Source organism: Klebsiella sp. GL120222-02 (assembly GCF_003097195.1).
GTDB classification, from domain to species: domain Bacteria; phylum Pseudomonadota; class Gammaproteobacteria; order Enterobacterales; family Enterobacteriaceae; genus Klebsiella; species Klebsiella variicola.
Genome location: NZ_QEQO01000005.1, coordinates 295,292 through 311,307, shown reverse-complemented (window position 1 = coordinate 311,307; position 16,016 = coordinate 295,292). Strand labels below are relative to the sequence as shown.

The window sequence follows — 16,016 nt, the reverse complement described above, 5'->3', positions numbered from 1 at the left end:
GATGTTGGGCGCGGCGAACCGCGCCCGTGAGTAGTTAGAAGCGGAAGGTTGCGGTCGCGACAACCTGACGTCCCGCACCCCAGTAGCAGGCGTATTCGCTATAGCAGCTGGAGACATATTCGCGGTCAAACAGGTTGTTGACGTTGACGCCGACCGAAGAGCCCGGCAGGCCAAAGCGCGCCAGATCGTATTTGACCGTCGCATCCATCAGCGCATAACCGGCCACATTGAAGGCATCATTTTTGTTACCGGTGCTGGTGTCAGTTTTGTAATAGCTGACCGTAGAACCGATATAGCGCGCCCCGGCGCCGACCGTCAAACCGCTGAGCGCGGTTTCGTGGAAGGTGTAATCCGCCCACAGCGACGCCATGTTACGCGGCACTTCCGCCGGACGCTTGCCGTTGAACACCGTATCGTGAGTGTATTCCGCATCGGTGTAGCTGTAGGCCGCGGTGACGTTGATATTGGCGTTCACCGCCGCTTTCGCCTCCAGTTCAAGGCCGCGGGAGCGGATCTCGCCGGTCTGGATGCTGAACGCCTGGTTAGCCGGATCCGCCGTCAGGTTCTTATCTTTGGTCAGCTGATAGACCGCCGCGGTGACCACCACCGGCATGTCTTTCGGCACATATTTCACGCCAGCTTCATACTGCTTGCCACGCGACGGATCGAACGGCTGGCCGTTAAGCCCGGAGCCCGATACCGGCTCGAAGGATTCGCTGTAGCTGAAGTACGGAGAGATGCCGTTATCAAACAGGTAATTGACACCGCCGCGCCAGGTGAACTGCTGGTCGTGATTCTCCGCCAGGCTGTTACTGGAGCGAGTTAACGTTGAGGTGGTGGCGTAATCGTAACGGCCGCCCAGGGTCATGACCCACTTATCCCACTCCATCTGATCCTGCGCGTACAGGCCCGTCTGCTCCATTCGGTTGAGGACCGCGTACGGGAAAGTGACCTGAATATTCGGGTTGCCGTATTGCGGGTTGCTCATGCTGATAGGATCCGCCGTCCCGTAGTCGGCATCCACATCGTTGCGCATCCGCGAGTAATCCACGCCGGTCAGCAGCGTATGGCTGACCGCGCCGGTGGCGAAAGCAGACTGCAGCTGGGTATCGACGGTAAAGGTGTTCAGGTGCTCATCAGAACGCACATAGGCGCGATTCATGTAGCCCGGGGCGACATAGCCATTCCCGTACACCGAGCGATACAAGGTATCAACCTCGGCATAGCGCAGGTTCTGCCGCACGGTAAAGGTGTCATCAAACTGATGGGAGAAGCTATAACCCACCATCTTCTGGCGGCGCGAGATCTTATTATCCGCCTCGCCTTCGTTGAAATCAGTCGGCAGCTTGTGCGCCTTCCCGTTGGCGTCGTAATACGGCACCACGGTGCCTTCGCGCGGTAGCCAGCCGTAGTAACCCGCATCCGGGTCATTCTGGAAGTTGCTCAGGAAGGTGAAGTCGGTTTTATCGTCCGGGCGCCAGCTAAAGGACGGCGCCACCGCATAGCGGGTAGACTTCGCCATCTGCTGCTGGGTATCCTGGCTGCGGCCCAGGCCGGTCAGGCGATAGGACCAGACGCCGGCATCATCAATGGCGTCGCTGAAGTCAAACCCGGTCTGCCACAGGTTGTCGGTGCCCATCTTGAACTGCACTTCTTTCAGCGGCTCAGTGGTCGGGCGTTTGCTGACCATGCTGACGATACCGCCAGGGTTGCTGTTGCCGTACAGCACCGAGGTTGGCCCGCGCATCACTTCCACGCGCTCGAGGAAATACGGGTCCATGGAGACTTCAGAGTAGTTATTTCCCTGCAGCTTCATGCCGTCCAGATACTGGTTGGTATTGACGGTCGTCGAGGTAGTGAAACCGCGGATGGTGACCACATCATAGGTGGTCGAGCTACCGCGGGTGGAGAAGACGCTCGGCGTATAGGAGAGCGCCTCTTTTACCGTGGTCGGCTGGCGCATCTCCATCTCCTGGCGCGTGACCACCGAGACAGACTGCGGCGTTTTTTCGATCGGGGTATCGGTTTTCGTCGCCGTGGCAGAGCGTTTTGCCGCGATGGTCGGCGCCGGTCCCCAGGCGCTTTCCTGGGCGGCCGGTGCCGCAACGACGGTGATAGTCTCTTCTTGTTTCGGTTGTTCCGCAGCCTGTGCATAGACAGACATGCCGCTAACCGCCGTGGCTACTACGACTGCGATTTTACGCAGCGAGTGATTTGGCTGAGCAGTTTTTGGACGCGCCATGGGTATATCTCTGATGAAAGTGAATGATAACGTAAACGATAATTATTATTATGACGGGCGATATAATAGGCGAAACGCCGAAGGCAAGGCAAGCGATATGCCAGCCTGGCGAGACCGAAGGCCGAATTAATAACCAGATAGTTATTATGGAGTTAAAGAGGCGTTAACTTTTTTACAGGTATAAAAAAACCCCTTAATACTTTCGTATTAAGGGGTCGGGTTGTGCGACCAAAATCAGTTACTGCCGAACATATCCTTGATCCAGCCCGCGACGCCGTCGCTCTTTTCCTGCTGCTTCGGCTGTTGCTGCTGCTGTTGCTGTTGCTGTTGCTGCTGCGGCTGCTGTTGCCCGGACTGATTAAACGGGTTGTTCGCTTCCTGCTGCTGCAACTGCTGCTGCTGCATCATCTCGCCCTGGCGGCACAGCGCATCCGGCTGCGTCGTCCAGACCGGCAGCGAACGGACGCCACCGCTGCAGACGAGGTTGCCGTTGCTGTCCACGCCCATGTCGACCACGTCTTCCGGCGCCGTCAACGCCAGCGGCGTTGGCGTCTGGTTCGCCAGATAGCGCTGGTAAATCGACATCGCGCCGCTGGCGCCGTACAGTTTGGTCGGCTGGTTGTTGTCGCGGCCCACCCAGGTGATGGTCACCTGGCTACCGTCGATGCCGGCGAACCAGGTATCGACGTTATTGTTGGTGGTCCCGGTTTTCCCCGCCAGATGCAGGCCCGGATACTTCGCGCCCAGCTGACGCCCCGTGCCGCGCTGCACCACCTGCTGCATGGTCCACAGCGTCATGTAGGCCGCCTGGGCAGGCACGGCGCGTTCCGCCTGCGGGTAGCTCTGGTAAAGCACCGTGCCATCTTCCGCAATCACTGACCGCAGGGCGGACAGCGGCGCACGGTTGCCGCCGCTGGCAATCGTCTGGAAGGCCTGCGCCACTTCAATCGGCGTCAGGTTCAGCGCACCCAGCAGCATCGCCGGCACCGCGTTGAGCTGATTCTTCGGCGCCCCCAGTTTAGTCCAGGTATCGACGACCGCCGGCAAGCCCAGCGCCATCCCGAGGTTAACCGTCGGGACGTTCATCGAGCGGGTCAAGGCATCCACCAGCATCACCTGGCCGCTGAAGCGACGATCGTCGTTCTGCGGGGACCACGTCTGGCCGTTGGACAGGCGAATGGTCACCGGCGCATCGGCGATCCAGGTGTTCAGGCGATACTGGTTCGGCTGGCTCAGCGCGGTCAGATAGGTCGCCGGCTTGGCCAGAGAACCAATCGACCGGCGGGCCTGCATCGCGCGGTTGTAGCCGGCGAACTGCGGCTCCGCGCCGCCGACCATCGCCCGCACTTCACCGGTAAAGCGGTCCACCACCACCATGGCGGTTTCCAGATCTGCCAGCTTGCGCTGTTTCTTCAGTACCGGGATCCCTTCAGTAGCCGCTTTTTCCGCCGCATCCTGCGCCACCGAGTCGAAGGTGGTGAAGATCTTCACGCCGGAGAGATCTTTCACTTTATCGCCCAGCTTCGCCTGCAGCTCCTGACGAACCATCTGCATAAAGGCCGGCTGCGGTGAAATCACCCCGCCGCGCGGCTGCACGCCCAGCGGACGCGCGCTCAGCATATCGTACAGCTCCTGGTCGATAACCTGCTGCTGCTGCAGCAGACGCAGCACCAGATTGCGTCGCTCAAGGGCCAGTTTCGGGTTGCGCCACGGGTTATACACCGACGCCCCTTTCACCATCCCCACCAGCAGCGCCTGCTGATCGAGGCTCAGCTCTTCCACCGGACGGCCAAAGTAGTACAGGCTGGCCAGCGGGAAGCCGCGAATTTCATTATCGCCGCTCTGGCCGAGGTACACCTCGTTCATATACAGCTCAAGGATGCGATCCTTGCTGTAACGGGCATCGACGATCAGCGCCATATACGCTTCGTTGGCTTTACGCCAGTAGGAGCGCTCGCTGGAGAGGAACAGGTTTTTCACCAGCTGCTGGGTCAGGGTACTCGCCCCCTGCACCGTACGACCTGCCGTCAGGTTCGCCAGCACCGCGCGGCCGATGGAATACAGGCTGATACCATCGTGCTCGTAGAAGTGGCGGTCTTCGGTCGCCAGCAGCGTATCCACCAGCAGATCCGGGAAGCCACTGCGCTTCACGAACAGGCGCTGCTCACCGTTCGGCGACTGCAGCATGGTAATAAGACGCGGATCGAGACGGAAGAAACCGAACTGGCGGTTATTATCCATATTCTCGATGGTCTCCAGATGGTCGCCATCGAAGGTCAGACGCGCGCGCACCTGCCCTTCTTTACTGTCCGGGAAATCGAACGGACGACGGATCATCTCGATGCTGTTGGCCTGCACGGTGTATTCGCCCGGGCGCGTCATCGCGCTGACCTGACGATACTGGGTGGCGTTCAGCAGATGCACCATCTCGTTTTTGCTGATCTGCATGTCCGGCTCAAGGTTCACCATCCGGCCATAAACCGCGGCCGGCAGCTCCCAGACTTTACCGTCAATGCGGCTGCGGATTTTCTGATCGAGGTAGACGCCATAGGCGGCAATCAGCACCGCGAAGACAATCCCCAGCTTGACCAGCAGCCACAGCCAGCGGCGCTTACGACGAGGTTTGCCACCGTTGCCTTTTCCTTTTCTCGGCACCGGTTTCTCATCCTCATAATCATCGTCATCATACTCATCGTCGTAGTCCTCTTCCCGGACCCGGCGACGGGTAACTTTTTGTTTTGTCGGACGTGAGGGTCTCCCCTTACGTCCGATAGGCTCGCGGTCATCTCCCGCCATGCTTTTTCTCCGCAACGTTCAGGCGCAAGGGCCTGATTCTCAATACTTCCCCTGCACAGAGGAAGAAGAAATCTCTCAAATTAACGTCCAGGCTGCTTATCCTTCGGACGACAACCTGCTGGCAGGCAGGACATGCCGCCAGCCTTTCATGAGGTTGGTTTGCTTCGTTTTACATGATATTAACAATAAGAATTCACCATAAAATCATTATGTTAAACGCATCATCAGCAGAAATGGTCAGAACATAGCACGTAATGTTCAGGGCATACAGGATAGCACTAAAATGCGACATTCTTAACCAGCATTTTACCTCCTGCGCACGTAACAAGATGGGAAAGAGTATGTTTTTTAATAACATAAAAAATGACGCTCGCCCTGATGCCAAATGCGGCGGCATCGCCTCACACCGAAAATATATTTCCCGGACGACAACATTTATTATTGAGAGAAGTAAAGGGAATTAATCGAGTTTCTGCCAATAAAAATGAGAGCCTGTTAACATTTATGCAGAATAATATTTTATGATGACACCAGGAAAATCTTTGTTAAACTAGCGGCCAGTGATTCATTATTTTGATTACTTTACTATGCGCATTCCGCTTATATTTTCGCTTTGCGTGGTCGCCGTGCTCTCTGGCTGCCAACAGAAACCCGCCTCAACGCTCAGCCCGGCCATCAGCAGCCAGGCGCAGCTGGAGCAGCTCTCGTCGGTAGCAGCCGGGACGCGCTATCTCAAGAATAAATGTAATCGTAGCGATCTCCCCGCCGATGAAACGATATATCGGGCAGCGGTGAATGTCGGCAAAGCGCGCGGGTGGGGAAATATTGACGTGGCGACGTTAAGCCAAAATAGCGACCGGCTTTATCAACAACTTTTGCAGGACAGCACTCCGGAAGCCACACAGTGTAGTCAATTTAATCGCCAGCTCGCTCCCTTTATTGCCAGCTTGCGCAGCGACTAAACAAAATATTCTCAACGCGCATTTTATTGCGCGTAGCCCTTATTCCCCTTTCGGCTCCTCGTCAATTTTCCCGCCTGGCCAGTCATCCAGCGCCGCCAGGGTAAATGTTGTGCCGTTGAAGCTAAAGATCGTCACATCCTGCTGGATCTGCTCCACCACCAGATTGGGCAGCGGGGAATCACCCTCCGACCACGCTTTGCCGTTTAACACAATGCTGCGCTTTTCCGGTAGCGAGGCATAGACATGGGCGCTATAGCGCAGGGGCGGCAGCGTATCGCTGTCCATTACCGGCGCCGCAGGCGCGCTGGGTTTTACCGCCGACGGCGGGTTTTTTGGCGCGGTCTCCCCGGCGGCGGTTAACGGCAAAAGCGCCGCATGAGCCACCGGCAGAGGCAGCGTTTGCGGCGGTGACGGATGGCGCCACTGCTCGCCGCCAAACCAGCCGAGCGCGATAAATAATCCGGCGTACAGCGGGATAATCCAGCCGGGGATCTGCACCATCCGGCCGCGACTTACCGGCGCGTCTGCCTGCGCGGACGGCGGCTGATGCGCCACCAGAGGCGGGATGCCTCTTTCACTATCATCACGAACAATCACAACCGTCTCCTGTTCCCTCACGGTGCAGAGAAGGCGCCCTTACGGGCGCCCCAGACTGCTGACAAAGTGCATTCTTCAGAGATTGCCCGGCGGCGCTACGCTAGTGCGGGCCGACAGATAACCGCATAACTGTTTGATATTGCAGTCTTTCGTAGGCCGGGTAAGGCGTAAGCCGCCACCCGGCAGAAAGGCGAGCACAATAACGAAACAGGTTTGTCATCAGCCAGAGGCGCCCTTACGGGCGCCCCACGTTATGTTATTTACTGCTCACCGGCAGGCCAGCGCCCTGCGATTCCCCCTGTGGCAGCTCGAGAACCGCTACCGACCAGGCCGGCAGCGTGACCGAGCCGTCAGCGGCAACCTGCACGCCGCTCGCCAGCGAACGGTCGCCTGCCGCCTGCTGGATGGCGCTCAGCTGCAGCGATGTGCCGGCGAAGTCCTGCAGCGTCCGGCTTTCCGGTGCGGCGTTGATCGCCACCACGATGCCGTCGACACGGCTGTCCAGACTGGCGCCAGCCTGCATCCCATCATCGATGGTCATCACCAGCAGACCCGTCTGCTGATCGGCGCCGGTGTTGCGGAAGTCCACGCGCTTCATCACCGTCGCGCCGTCACCGAGGGTAAACAGCGGAGACGATTTACGCAGCGCGGTCAGCTCCTGATAAAACGCGGTCATCTGCTTGAGCTCCGTTTCACCCGGGGTCGCCACCGCGTCTTTTACCCGGGCGATAATGTCATAGTTGCTGCCATCATCGCTGCTGCGCGGCATACCCACGTTGTAGTTGTTGTCCTGCAGGGAGTAATCCACGCGGTTAAACCAGTCACCGGAATCATACGAATCGCGGGTAAAGGATTTAGAGCGCAGCAGCTCCGAGCCCTGCTGGTCAAAGGCGATCCCCTGGCCGAGCATCACCGTCGCCAGCGACACCGCCTGCATCCGGACGCGGGTATCGAGATCCGCCTCCTGAGCAGCTTTATAGCTGATCATGTCCCACAGCGTTTGGTTGTCGTGTTTTGACACATAATTCACGACTTCCGTCGGGTCAGCCGCATAGCCGCCAGGCGCGCCGTTATAGTCAATCTCGCTGCCTTTCTTCACCGCGCCGTCTTTGTCGATCAGCACGAAGTCCGCGAGGTTACCGGCCATGCCCAGACGGGTCAGATCGGCGAGGTGGCGCGCCTGATCGTCGGTCATGCTGGTCAGCTCATTTGGCTGAACGCCGGCGCCGCTGCCCACCCCCTGATTCTGGCGCAATGCATCGCCGGAATCGAACGGCCCGCCACCGCGCACGGCGTCGCGCAGACGATCGGAGAACGTGCCGATCCCGGTGCCTTTCAGATTGATTTGCGAGGCAATTTCAAAGCGATCGCTCTGGTTGGAATCCCAGCCTTCACCAAAGAAATAAATGTCCGGGTTCAGCGCTTTAATGCGCTCCCAGGCCGAGAGGATCTGCGCTTTCGGATGATAGCCCATCAGGTCGAAGCGGAAGCCATCGATCTTATAATCGGTGGTCCATACCGCCAGTGAATCGGCGATAAGCTTGGCGAACATCCGGTGCTCTGGCGCCGAGTCGGAGCAACAGGTGGCCGATTCCACGCTGCCGGTGGTTTCATTCAGGCGCTGATAGTACCAGGGGACGATCTTATCCAGCACCGAGGTGCGGTCGGTCGGGCCGGCGGCGTTGGTGTGGTTGTACACCACGTCCATAATGACGTTCATTCCCAGATCCTGCTTGATCGCCTGAATCATGGTGCGGAACTCTTTAATGCGCGCCGTGCCTTCCGGATCGGTGGCGTAGGATCCTTCCGGCACCGTGTAGTGGAACGGATCGTAGCCCCAGTTATAGGAGTCGGTCTGCGCCACCAGCGTATTCAACGCCTGCACCTGCGGGTTATCCTTGCTGTCGTTCTGCTTCAGCTGGGTCAGCACCTCTTCGACCGTCGAACCGCTGTCGCAATAGCCCGCGAACTCGCTGCTCTTCACCGCGCTGTTGATCTCGCACAGGCGACTGAACGGCTGCTGAATATCGGCGACTTTGTCGCTGAACTCATTGACCGTCGCCAGATCGAAGACCGGCAGCAGTTCAATATGGGTCACGCCCGAGGCCGACAGCTGTTTCAGATGCTGGACCATATTGCTCTCCTGGGCGGTGAGCGCCAGATACTTACCGCGCAGTTCGGCGGGAACGGTTTGATCCCAGGCGGAGAGATCGCGAATATGCGACTCGTGGATCGTCATTTTCGCCAGGTCGGCTTTGGTTTTCTGCGCGTGCGGCATCGTCAGCCCGTCCCAGCCTTCCGGCTTCAGCGCGCTGTCGTTGAGATCGACCACCTGGCTGTACTCCGAGTTGGTCGACAAACTATGGGCGTAGGGATCGGTCACTTCGTACTGCTCGACTTTACGCGACTGCGGGTGGTAGACGGTCATCGCGTAGCGGTAGAACGCGCCCTTCAGGTCGCTCCCACCCTGCCAGGACCAGGCGCCGGAGGCGCTGTCGCGGGTCATCGGATGGCTGGCCACCACCTTCTTGTCGGCGCTGTAGACCACCAGCTCAACCTGCTGCGCCGTGGGCGCCCAGACGCGGAAGGTCACGCCGCTATCAGTTAGCTGGGCGCCATAGCTCAGCGCCTCGGCGGCAGCGGCATAGGTATCGTCCAGCACGCCGGCGGTCTGCACCTGGGTGGCGGAGCTAAGGATCCCGTCGCTTTCGGCGGATATCGCCACCGTCTCGCCCTGCAGCAATTCATCGACGTTGACATCATCCGGCAGCTTAAAGGCAGGATAGCTGGCGAGATGCGGGAAGCGCATGCTCACCTGCTGGCTGACAGTAGTGGGGGTCAGCTTGACATATTTATCGGTAAATTCGCCGTTACTGTCGGCGGCCACCTTACTGCTGTGGCTGTAATAGAGGCGCACAATGGGTTTATTTTCCCCGCCCGGCCACAGCAGGGTGGTTTTATCGACCCAGTGCGCATCGGCCAGCGCCACGCCAAAGGCGGCGCGGAAGGCGTCGGCGCGGGAGTCATAGACCGCGCTGTTGCCAGCGATGACCGATACCGTGCGATCGGTGAAATCGCCAAAAGAGACGCGCAGGTCGCTGTCGATAAGCTTATTGGTGCCATCGCGGACGATAACGTTGATACATCCGCTCTCTTTAGTCAGCGGGATCACCCAGTAAGGGCCATATTTGTCGCTGCCGGTCGGCGTAGTGCTGACATCATTCCAGTCCGCCACCGGCGCGCTCAGCGCATCACAGGTTTCGTTATTCCATAGATAGAGGTTTTTAGTCGCATAGTCGGCCGGCGTGCTGCTGGTGATGCCGGCGATATCGACAAGGTGAATGACAGCCTGGTTGGCGGAAGCCTGCGCCGCTTCGCCAGGGACGGCAACGTCCGGTAAGCGGACGACCACATCCTGCGGGTCGGGCGTACCGGGCGTGCCTGGGTTGCCAGGATTGCCTGGTGAACCCGGTGAGCCAGAGGGTGAAGAGGAAGAGCTGTTATCACAGCCACTCAATAATACTAACGATCCAAGAAATAGGGCATGACAGGTATATCTGAGCATTCGATAGTCCCTAATATGCTTATTAAATTATAAAAGGTAAGAAAGGATGAATATCTTTACAGCGCGCTAATTAGATATTTTTGCTTTCCGGGGCGCAATCATCCCCCACAAATGAGAGGGGGGCGTAGGAAGCCGGGGGAGTAAATCAATAAAGGGAATGACGACCCGAAACCGCAAACTGATTATGATTCGCCACGCTTATCGCCACTCTCCGGCAATAAATAATTCAAAAGCCAATAATCACCTACCTGTTTCGGTAGGGTATTACGCCAACGTGCAGAAAAATAAATTAGCAAAGGAATTAAAATGCCAGTTTCTGTGATGGGGTTAACAAATATAAATAAAGGGATAATTAAATTATTACCACAAATTGTGACGCTCATCATATTAATAACCGCTATCCCCCAGCTGGCGAAATTAACCTGGCGCGTGGTATTCCCTGTGAGTCATGAGGATATTTCCGCCCTGCCATTAACCGCTTCTCCAATGGCGGAGTCGGAATTAAAAACCGAACGGCCTGTATTTACCCTGTTTGGTCTGGCGGCAAAAAACAACCCCGCGCCAACGGATGCAACCCACCTCAATCAGGTGCCGGTTTCCAGCCTGAAACTACGCCTTACGGGTCTGCTCGCCAGCAGTAACCCGGCACGATCCATCGCCATTATAGAAAAAGGAAATCAGCAGGTTAGCCTTAGCGCCGGCGATACTATCCCGGGGTATGATGCGCGGATCGTCGCCATTCTTCCCGACCGGATCATCGTTAACTATCAGGGACGCAAAGAGGCTATTTTGTTATTTAACGATACCCGCGCGCCGTCGTCATCGCCCGCTACAGCGGCCACTCCGCCTCTTGTGAAGCAACTCCGCGAACAGCCGCAAAATATCCTCACTTATTTATCTATTTCGCCGGTGCTCAGTGGCGACAAACTGCAGGGCTATCGCCTTAATCCAGGCAAAGACGCCTCGCTATTTCGTCAGTCCGGCCTGCAGGAAAATGATTTAGCCATTGCCCTAAATGGCATTGATTTACGCGATCAGGCGCAAGCACAGCAGGCGCTGCAACACCTGAATGAACAGACCGAAATAACGCTGACCGTTGAGCGAGAAGGTCAACGACACGATATCGCTTTCGCGCTGGGGGATGAATAATTGCCAACCATAAAACGACTGCGGAAAATGCTGACTGTGCTGCTGATATTAACGCCGCTGCTATTTCGTCCGGCCATCGCAGAAGAATTTTCCGCCAGCTTTAAAGGCACCGATATCCAGGAATTTATCAATACCGTCAGCAAAAACCTGAATAAAACGGTGATTATCGATCCCAGCGTGCGCGGCACCATTACCGTACGCAGTTACGATATGCTCAATGAAGAGCAATATTATCAATTCTTTCTTAGCGTGCTGGATGTGTATGGCTTCGCCGTGATCAATATGAATAACGGCGTACTGAAGGTGGTGCGGGCTAAAGATGCAAAAACCTCGGCCGTCCCGGTCGCCAGCGAGGCTGCACCGGGCGAAGGCGATGAAGTGGTCACCCGGGTGGTGCCCCTGACCAACGTCGCCGCCCGCGATCTCGCCCCGCTGCTTCGCCAGCTGAACGATAACGCCGGCGCCGGCAGCGTGGTCCATTATGAGCCCTCCAACGTATTGCTGATGACCGGCCGCGCAGCGGTCATCAAACGCCTGCTGACCATTGTCGAGCGCGTCGACAACGCCGGGGATCGCAGCGTGGTGACCGTTCCCCTCTCCTGGGCCTCCGCCGCGGAGGTGGTCAAACTGGTTACCGAGCTCAATAAAGACAGCAGCAAGTCGGCGCTGCCGGGCTCGATGGTGGCGAACGTGGTGGCCGATGAGCGCACCAACGCGGTATTGGTCAGCGGCGAGCCGAACTCGCGCCAGCGCATTATCGCCATGATCAAACAGCTCGACCGCCAGCAGGCGGTGCAGGGCAACACCAAAGTGATCTACCTGAAGTACGCCAAAGCCGCCGATCTGGTGGAGGTCCTCACCGGGATCAGCAGCTCACTGCAGAACGATAAGCAAAGCGCCAAACCGGTGGCCGCGATCGACAAAAATATCATTATCAAAGCCCACGGCCAGACCAACGCCCTGATCGTCACCGCGGCGCCGGACGTGATGAACGATCTTGAGCGAGTGATCGCCCAGCTCGATATCCGCCGCCCGCAGGTGCTGGTGGAGGCGATTATCGCCGAAGTGCAGGATGCCGACGGCCTCAACCTCGGTATCCAGTGGGCCAATAAAAATGCCGGCATGACCCAGTTCACCAACAGCGGGCTGCCGATCTCCACGGTTATCGCTGGCGCCAACCAATACAACAAAGACGGTACCGTCAGCAGCTCGCTGGCCAGCGCTCTGGGCTCGTTTAACGGTATCGCCGCCGGCTTCTATCAGGGGAACTGGGCGATGCTGCTCACCGCCCTCTCCAGCAGTACCAAGAACGATATTCTGGCCACCCCCAGCATCGTCACCCTCGACAACATGCAAGCCACCTTTAACGTCGGCCAGGAAGTTCCGGTATTAACCGGCTCGCAAACCACCTCCGGCGACAACATCTTTAATACCGTCGAGCGCAAAACCGTCGGCATTAAGCTGAAGGTGAAACCGCAGATTAACGAAGGCGATGCCGTGCTGCTGGAGATTGAGCAGGAGGTATCGAGCGTCGCCGACTCGGCCTCCAGCACCAGTAGCGATCTCGGCGCGACCTTCAATACCAGGACGGTGAATAACGCCGTGCTGGTCGGCAGCGGTGAAACGGTGGTGGTTGGCGGGCTGCTGGATAAAAGCGTCACCGATACCGCCGACAAAGTGCCGCTGCTCGGCGACATCCCGGTGATCGGCGCCCTGTTCCGCTCCGAGAGCAAGAAAGTGTCGAAACGCAACCTGATGCTGTTTATCCGTCCGACCATCATTCGCGATCGTGATGAGTACCGTCAGGCCTCTTCCGGCCAGTACACCGCATTCGACAATGCGCAAACCAAACAGCGGGGCAAAGACAGCAGCGAAGCGACACTCAGTAATGACCTGCTGCACATCTATCCAAAGCAGGAGACCCAGGCCTTCCGCCAGGTCAGCGCCGCCATTGACGCCTTTAACCTCGGAGGCCGCCCATGATGCCAGCCGCCGAACGCCGTCCGCTGCTGCCCTTTGCCTGGGCCCGCGCGCATCATCTTGTGCTGCTCAGCGACGGCGAACGCTGCGAGGCGCTGTGCCGCTCCGATACCGCCGCCCGGGCGCTGCTGGAAGCGCGTCGCCTGGCGGACGGACCGATGAGCGTCAGCCGTCTGGCGCCGGACGCGTTCGAGAAAGTGCTGGTGCTCAGCTATCAGCGCGACTCGGCGGAAGCGCACCGCATGATGGCCGATATCGGCAATGAGCTCGACCTCTATACCCTCGCCGAAGAGCTACCGGACAGCGACGATCTGCTCGACAGCGAGGACGACGCGCCGATCATCCGCCTGATCAACGCCATGCTCACCGAGGCCATCAAAGAGAAAGCCTCGGATATTCATATCGAAACCTATGAGCGCCATCTGCAGATTCGCTTTCGCGTCGACGGCGTGCTGCGCGAAATTCTGCGCCCGCAGCGGCGGCTGGCCGCGCTGTTAATTTCGCGTATCAAGGTGATGGCCAGCCTGGATATTGCTGAAAAACGGATCCCTCAGGATGGGCGGATGGCGCTGCGCATCGGCGGGCGGGCGATCGACGTGCGCGTCTCCACCCTGCCCTCCAGCCACGGCGAACGCGTCGTCCTGCGCCTGCTGGACAAAAACAGCGTCAACCTGGATCTGCTGACGCTGGGCATGCCCCCCGCTCTGCTCGATCGGGTCGACGCGCTGATCGCCCGGCCACACGGCATTATTCTGGTCACCGGGCCGACCGGGTCGGGGAAAAGCACTACCCTGTATGCCGCCCTCAGCCGCCTCGACGCCCACGAACGCAATATCATGACCATTGAAGATCCGGTGGAGTATGAGCTGGAGGGCATCGGCCAGACTCAGGTCAACGCCAAAGTCGATATGACTTTCGCCCGCGGCCTGCGCGCCATACTGCGCCAGGATCCGGATGTGGTACTGGTGGGGGAAATCCGCGATGGCGAAACCGCCCAGATCGCCGTCCAGGCCTCGCTGACCGGACACCTGGTGCTGTCGACCCTGCACACCAACAGCGCGCTGGGCGCCATTTCCCGTCTGCAGGATATGGGCGTGGAGCCTTTTTTACTCTCCACGTCGCTGCTGGCGGTGATGTCGCAGCGGCTGGTGCGCCAACTTTGCCCGCACTGCCGTCAGCCCACGCAGGCGGATGCCGACACCGCCCGGCAGATGGCGGTCCCGGTCGGCGCGCGGCTGTGGCAGCCCAAAGGCTGTCCGGAGTGTAATTTCATCGGCTATCGCGGACGCACCGGTATTCATGAACTGCTGCTGGTTGACGACCGCATCCGCGCCGCCATCCACCGCGGCGAGAATGAGATCACCCTGATCCAGCAGCTGGGGCCAGCCTGGCAAACCCTGCGCCATGCCGGACGCGACAAAGCGCTGGCGGGGATCACCAGCTGGGAAGAGGTGATGCGAGTCACCGAACAGCAAACGACGGAAAGCGTCTGAGATGGCCCTGTTTCGCTATCAGGCACTGGACCCGCAGGGCAAAACCCGCCGCGGCGTTCAGCAGGCCGACTCCGCCAGCCACGCCCGCCAGCTGCTGCGGGACAACGGCTGGCTGGCGCTGGAAGTGACCGCCGCCGACCCGGCGCGCCGGCTGTGGCGCGGCGGATCCCTCACCCGGCGCACCAGCGCCGGTGATTTAGCCCTGCTCACCCGCCAGCTGGCCACCCTGGTTGCCGCCGGGATCCCGCTGGAAAAAGCGCTCGATGCCGTCGCCCAGCAGTGCGAAAAGGCGCCGCTAAGAACGTTAATGGCCGGGGTGCGCAGCAAAGTACTCGAAGGCCATTCGCTGGCGGAGGCGATGCGCGGCTATCCCGCCTGCTTCGACGGGCTGTTCTGCGCCATGGTGGCGGCCGGCGAAACCTCCGGCCATCTCGACGGCGTGCTGAACCGGCTGGCGGACTATACCGAGCAGCGCCAGCAGCTTCGCGCCCGCCTGCTGCAGGCGATGATCTATCCCATCGTGCTGACGCTGGTCGCCATCAGCGTGATCGCCATTCTGCTCTCCACTGTGGTCCCAAAAGTCGTTGAGCAGTTTGTTCATCTGAAACAGGCCCTGCCGTTCTCCACCCGGCTGCTGATGAGCCTGAGCGATATCGTGCGCAGCGCGGGGCCCTGGCTGGTGCTGCTGTCGCTACTGGCGCTGCTGACGCTGCGTTATCTGCTGCGCCAGCCCGCCCGGCGGCTCGCCTGGGACCGGATGCTGCTGCGCCTGCCGGTCATCGGCCGCGTGGCCCGCAGCGTGAACAGCGCACGCTACGCCCGCACCTTAAGCATTCTCAATGCCAGCGCGGTGCCGCTGCTGCTGTCGATGCGCATCAGCGCCGGCGTCCTCAGCAACGCCTGGGCGCGCAGCCAGCTGGCGGCGGCCAGCGAATCGGTACGCGAAGGCGTCAGTCTGCATCGGGCGCTGGAATCCACCGCCCTGTTCCCGCCGATGATGCGCTACATGATCGCCAGCGGCGAGCAGAGCGGCGAGTTGACCGCGATGCTGGAGCGCGCGGCGGAGAACCAGGACCGGGAGCTGAGCGCGCAGATCCAGATGGCCCTCAGTCTGTTTGAACCCCTGCTGGTGGTCACCATGGCCGGCATGGTGCTGTTTATCGTGCTGGCTATCCTGCAGCCGATCCTGCAACTGAACACCCTTATGAGTATGTAACTGTATTAATGGAGAA

The 16,016-nt window shown here is 59.1% G+C and carries 11 protein-coding genes; 7 read left to right on the top strand and 4 right to left on the bottom strand.

The features are described 5' to 3' along the window. Window positions 1-34: 34 nt before the first annotated feature. A complete protein-coding gene (fhuA, locus tag N438_RS17420; RefSeq protein WP_012542816.1) occupies window positions 35-2,242 on the bottom strand; it encodes a ferrichrome porin FhuA in 2,208 nt (735 codons plus the stop codon). Window positions 2,243-2,476: 234 nt separating this feature from the next. Continuing rightward, window positions 2,477-5,038, bottom strand: coding sequence for a bifunctional glycosyl transferase/transpeptidase (mrcB, locus tag N438_RS17415; RefSeq protein WP_116696389.1), 2,562 nt, complete (start codon window positions 5,036-5,038; stop codon window positions 2,477-2,479). 378 nt (window positions 5,039-5,416) lie between these two features. Between mrcB and N438_RS28275 the strand changes: the two genes are divergently transcribed. Further along, window positions 5,417-5,563 (top strand): hypothetical protein, encoded by a 147-nt coding sequence (locus tag N438_RS28275; protein WP_046620880.1) that lies wholly within the window; start codon window positions 5,417-5,419, stop codon window positions 5,561-5,563. 62 nt (window positions 5,564-5,625) lie between these two features. Next, window positions 5,626-6,000 carry a type II secretion system pilot lipoprotein GspS gene (gene gspS, locus N438_RS17405; protein ID WP_012968915.1) on the top strand — a complete coding sequence of 125 codons (375 nt, stop codon included), beginning with the start codon at window positions 5,626-5,628 and terminating at the stop codon, window positions 5,998-6,000. 39 nt (window positions 6,001-6,039) lie between these two features. Here the strand turns inward: gspS and gspB are convergent, their stop codons facing one another. Next, window positions 6,040-6,597 carry a type II secretion system assembly factor GspB gene (gspB, locus tag N438_RS17400; protein ID WP_023339602.1) on the bottom strand — a complete coding sequence of 186 codons (558 nt, stop codon included), beginning with the start codon at window positions 6,595-6,597 and terminating at the stop codon, window positions 6,040-6,042. Window positions 6,598-6,853: 256 nt separating this feature from the next. Then, window positions 6,854-10,162: a pullulanase-type alpha-1,6-glucosidase gene (gene pulA / locus N438_RS17395; RefSeq protein ID WP_016160315.1), complete on the bottom strand. Its 3,309-nt coding sequence runs from the start codon at window positions 10,160-10,162 to the stop codon at window positions 6,854-6,856. Between the two features lie 184 nt (window positions 10,163-10,346). On the opposite strand from pulA, the gene N438_RS28270 reads away from it, so the two are divergent. The 5 genes from N438_RS28270 to gspF are packed head-to-tail and all read left to right on the top strand — an operon-like array spanning window position 10,347 to window position 16,000. After that, window positions 10,347-10,484 carry a hypothetical protein gene (locus N438_RS28270; protein ID WP_004219434.1) on the top strand — a complete coding sequence of 46 codons (138 nt, stop codon included), beginning with the start codon at window positions 10,347-10,349 and terminating at the stop codon, window positions 10,482-10,484. Then, complete coding sequence (gspC, locus tag N438_RS17390; protein WP_048267464.1) at window positions 10,469-11,311, top strand: type II secretion system protein GspC; 843 nt, start codon at window positions 10,469-10,471, stop codon at window positions 11,309-11,311. The genes N438_RS28270 and gspC overlap by 16 nt, the downstream gene beginning before the upstream one ends. 9 nt (window positions 11,312-11,320) lie before the next feature. Then, on the top strand, window positions 11,321-13,294 hold the full coding sequence (gene pulD, locus N438_RS17385) for a GspD family T2SS secretin variant PulD (RefSeq protein ID WP_162493344.1): 1,974 nt from the start codon (window positions 11,321-11,323) through the stop codon (window positions 13,292-13,294). Then, window positions 13,291-14,784 carry a type II secretion system ATPase GspE gene (gspE, locus tag N438_RS17380; RefSeq protein ID WP_110233517.1) on the top strand — a complete coding sequence of 498 codons (1,494 nt, stop codon included), beginning with the start codon at window positions 13,291-13,293 and terminating at the stop codon, window positions 14,782-14,784. Before pulD ends, gspE begins: the two co-directional genes overlap by 4 nt. 1 nt (window position 14,785) lies before the next feature. Beyond that, window positions 14,786-16,000, top strand: coding sequence for a type II secretion system inner membrane protein GspF (gene gspF / locus N438_RS17375; RefSeq protein WP_116696388.1), 1,215 nt, complete (start codon window positions 14,786-14,788; stop codon window positions 15,998-16,000). Window positions 16,001-16,016: the final 16 nt, after the last annotated feature.

Coding starts and splice junctions, on each gene's coding strand:
- pulA (WP_016160315.1), bottom strand. CDS start 10,162: ATGCTCAGATATACCTGTCATGCCCTATTTCTTGGATCGTTAGTATTA.
- gspE (WP_110233517.1), top strand. CDS start 13,291: ATGATGCCAGCCGCCGAACGCCGTCCGCTGCTGCCCTTTGCCTGGGCC.
- N438_RS28270 (WP_004219434.1), top strand. CDS start 10,347: ATGATTCGCCACGCTTATCGCCACTCTCCGGCAATAAATAATTCAAAA.
- mrcB (WP_116696389.1), bottom strand. CDS start 5,038: ATGGCGGGAGATGACCGCGAGCCTATCGGACGTAAGGGGAGACCCTCA.
- N438_RS28275 (WP_046620880.1), top strand. CDS start 5,417: ATGCCAAATGCGGCGGCATCGCCTCACACCGAAAATATATTTCCCGGA.
- gspF (WP_116696388.1), top strand. CDS start 14,786: ATGGCCCTGTTTCGCTATCAGGCACTGGACCCGCAGGGCAAAACCCGC.
- gspS (WP_012968915.1), top strand. CDS start 5,626: ATGCGCATTCCGCTTATATTTTCGCTTTGCGTGGTCGCCGTGCTCTCT.
- gspC (WP_048267464.1), top strand. CDS start 10,469: ATGCCAGTTTCTGTGATGGGGTTAACAAATATAAATAAAGGGATAATT.
- fhuA (WP_012542816.1), bottom strand. CDS start 2,242: ATGGCGCGTCCAAAAACTGCTCAGCCAAATCACTCGCTGCGTAAAATC.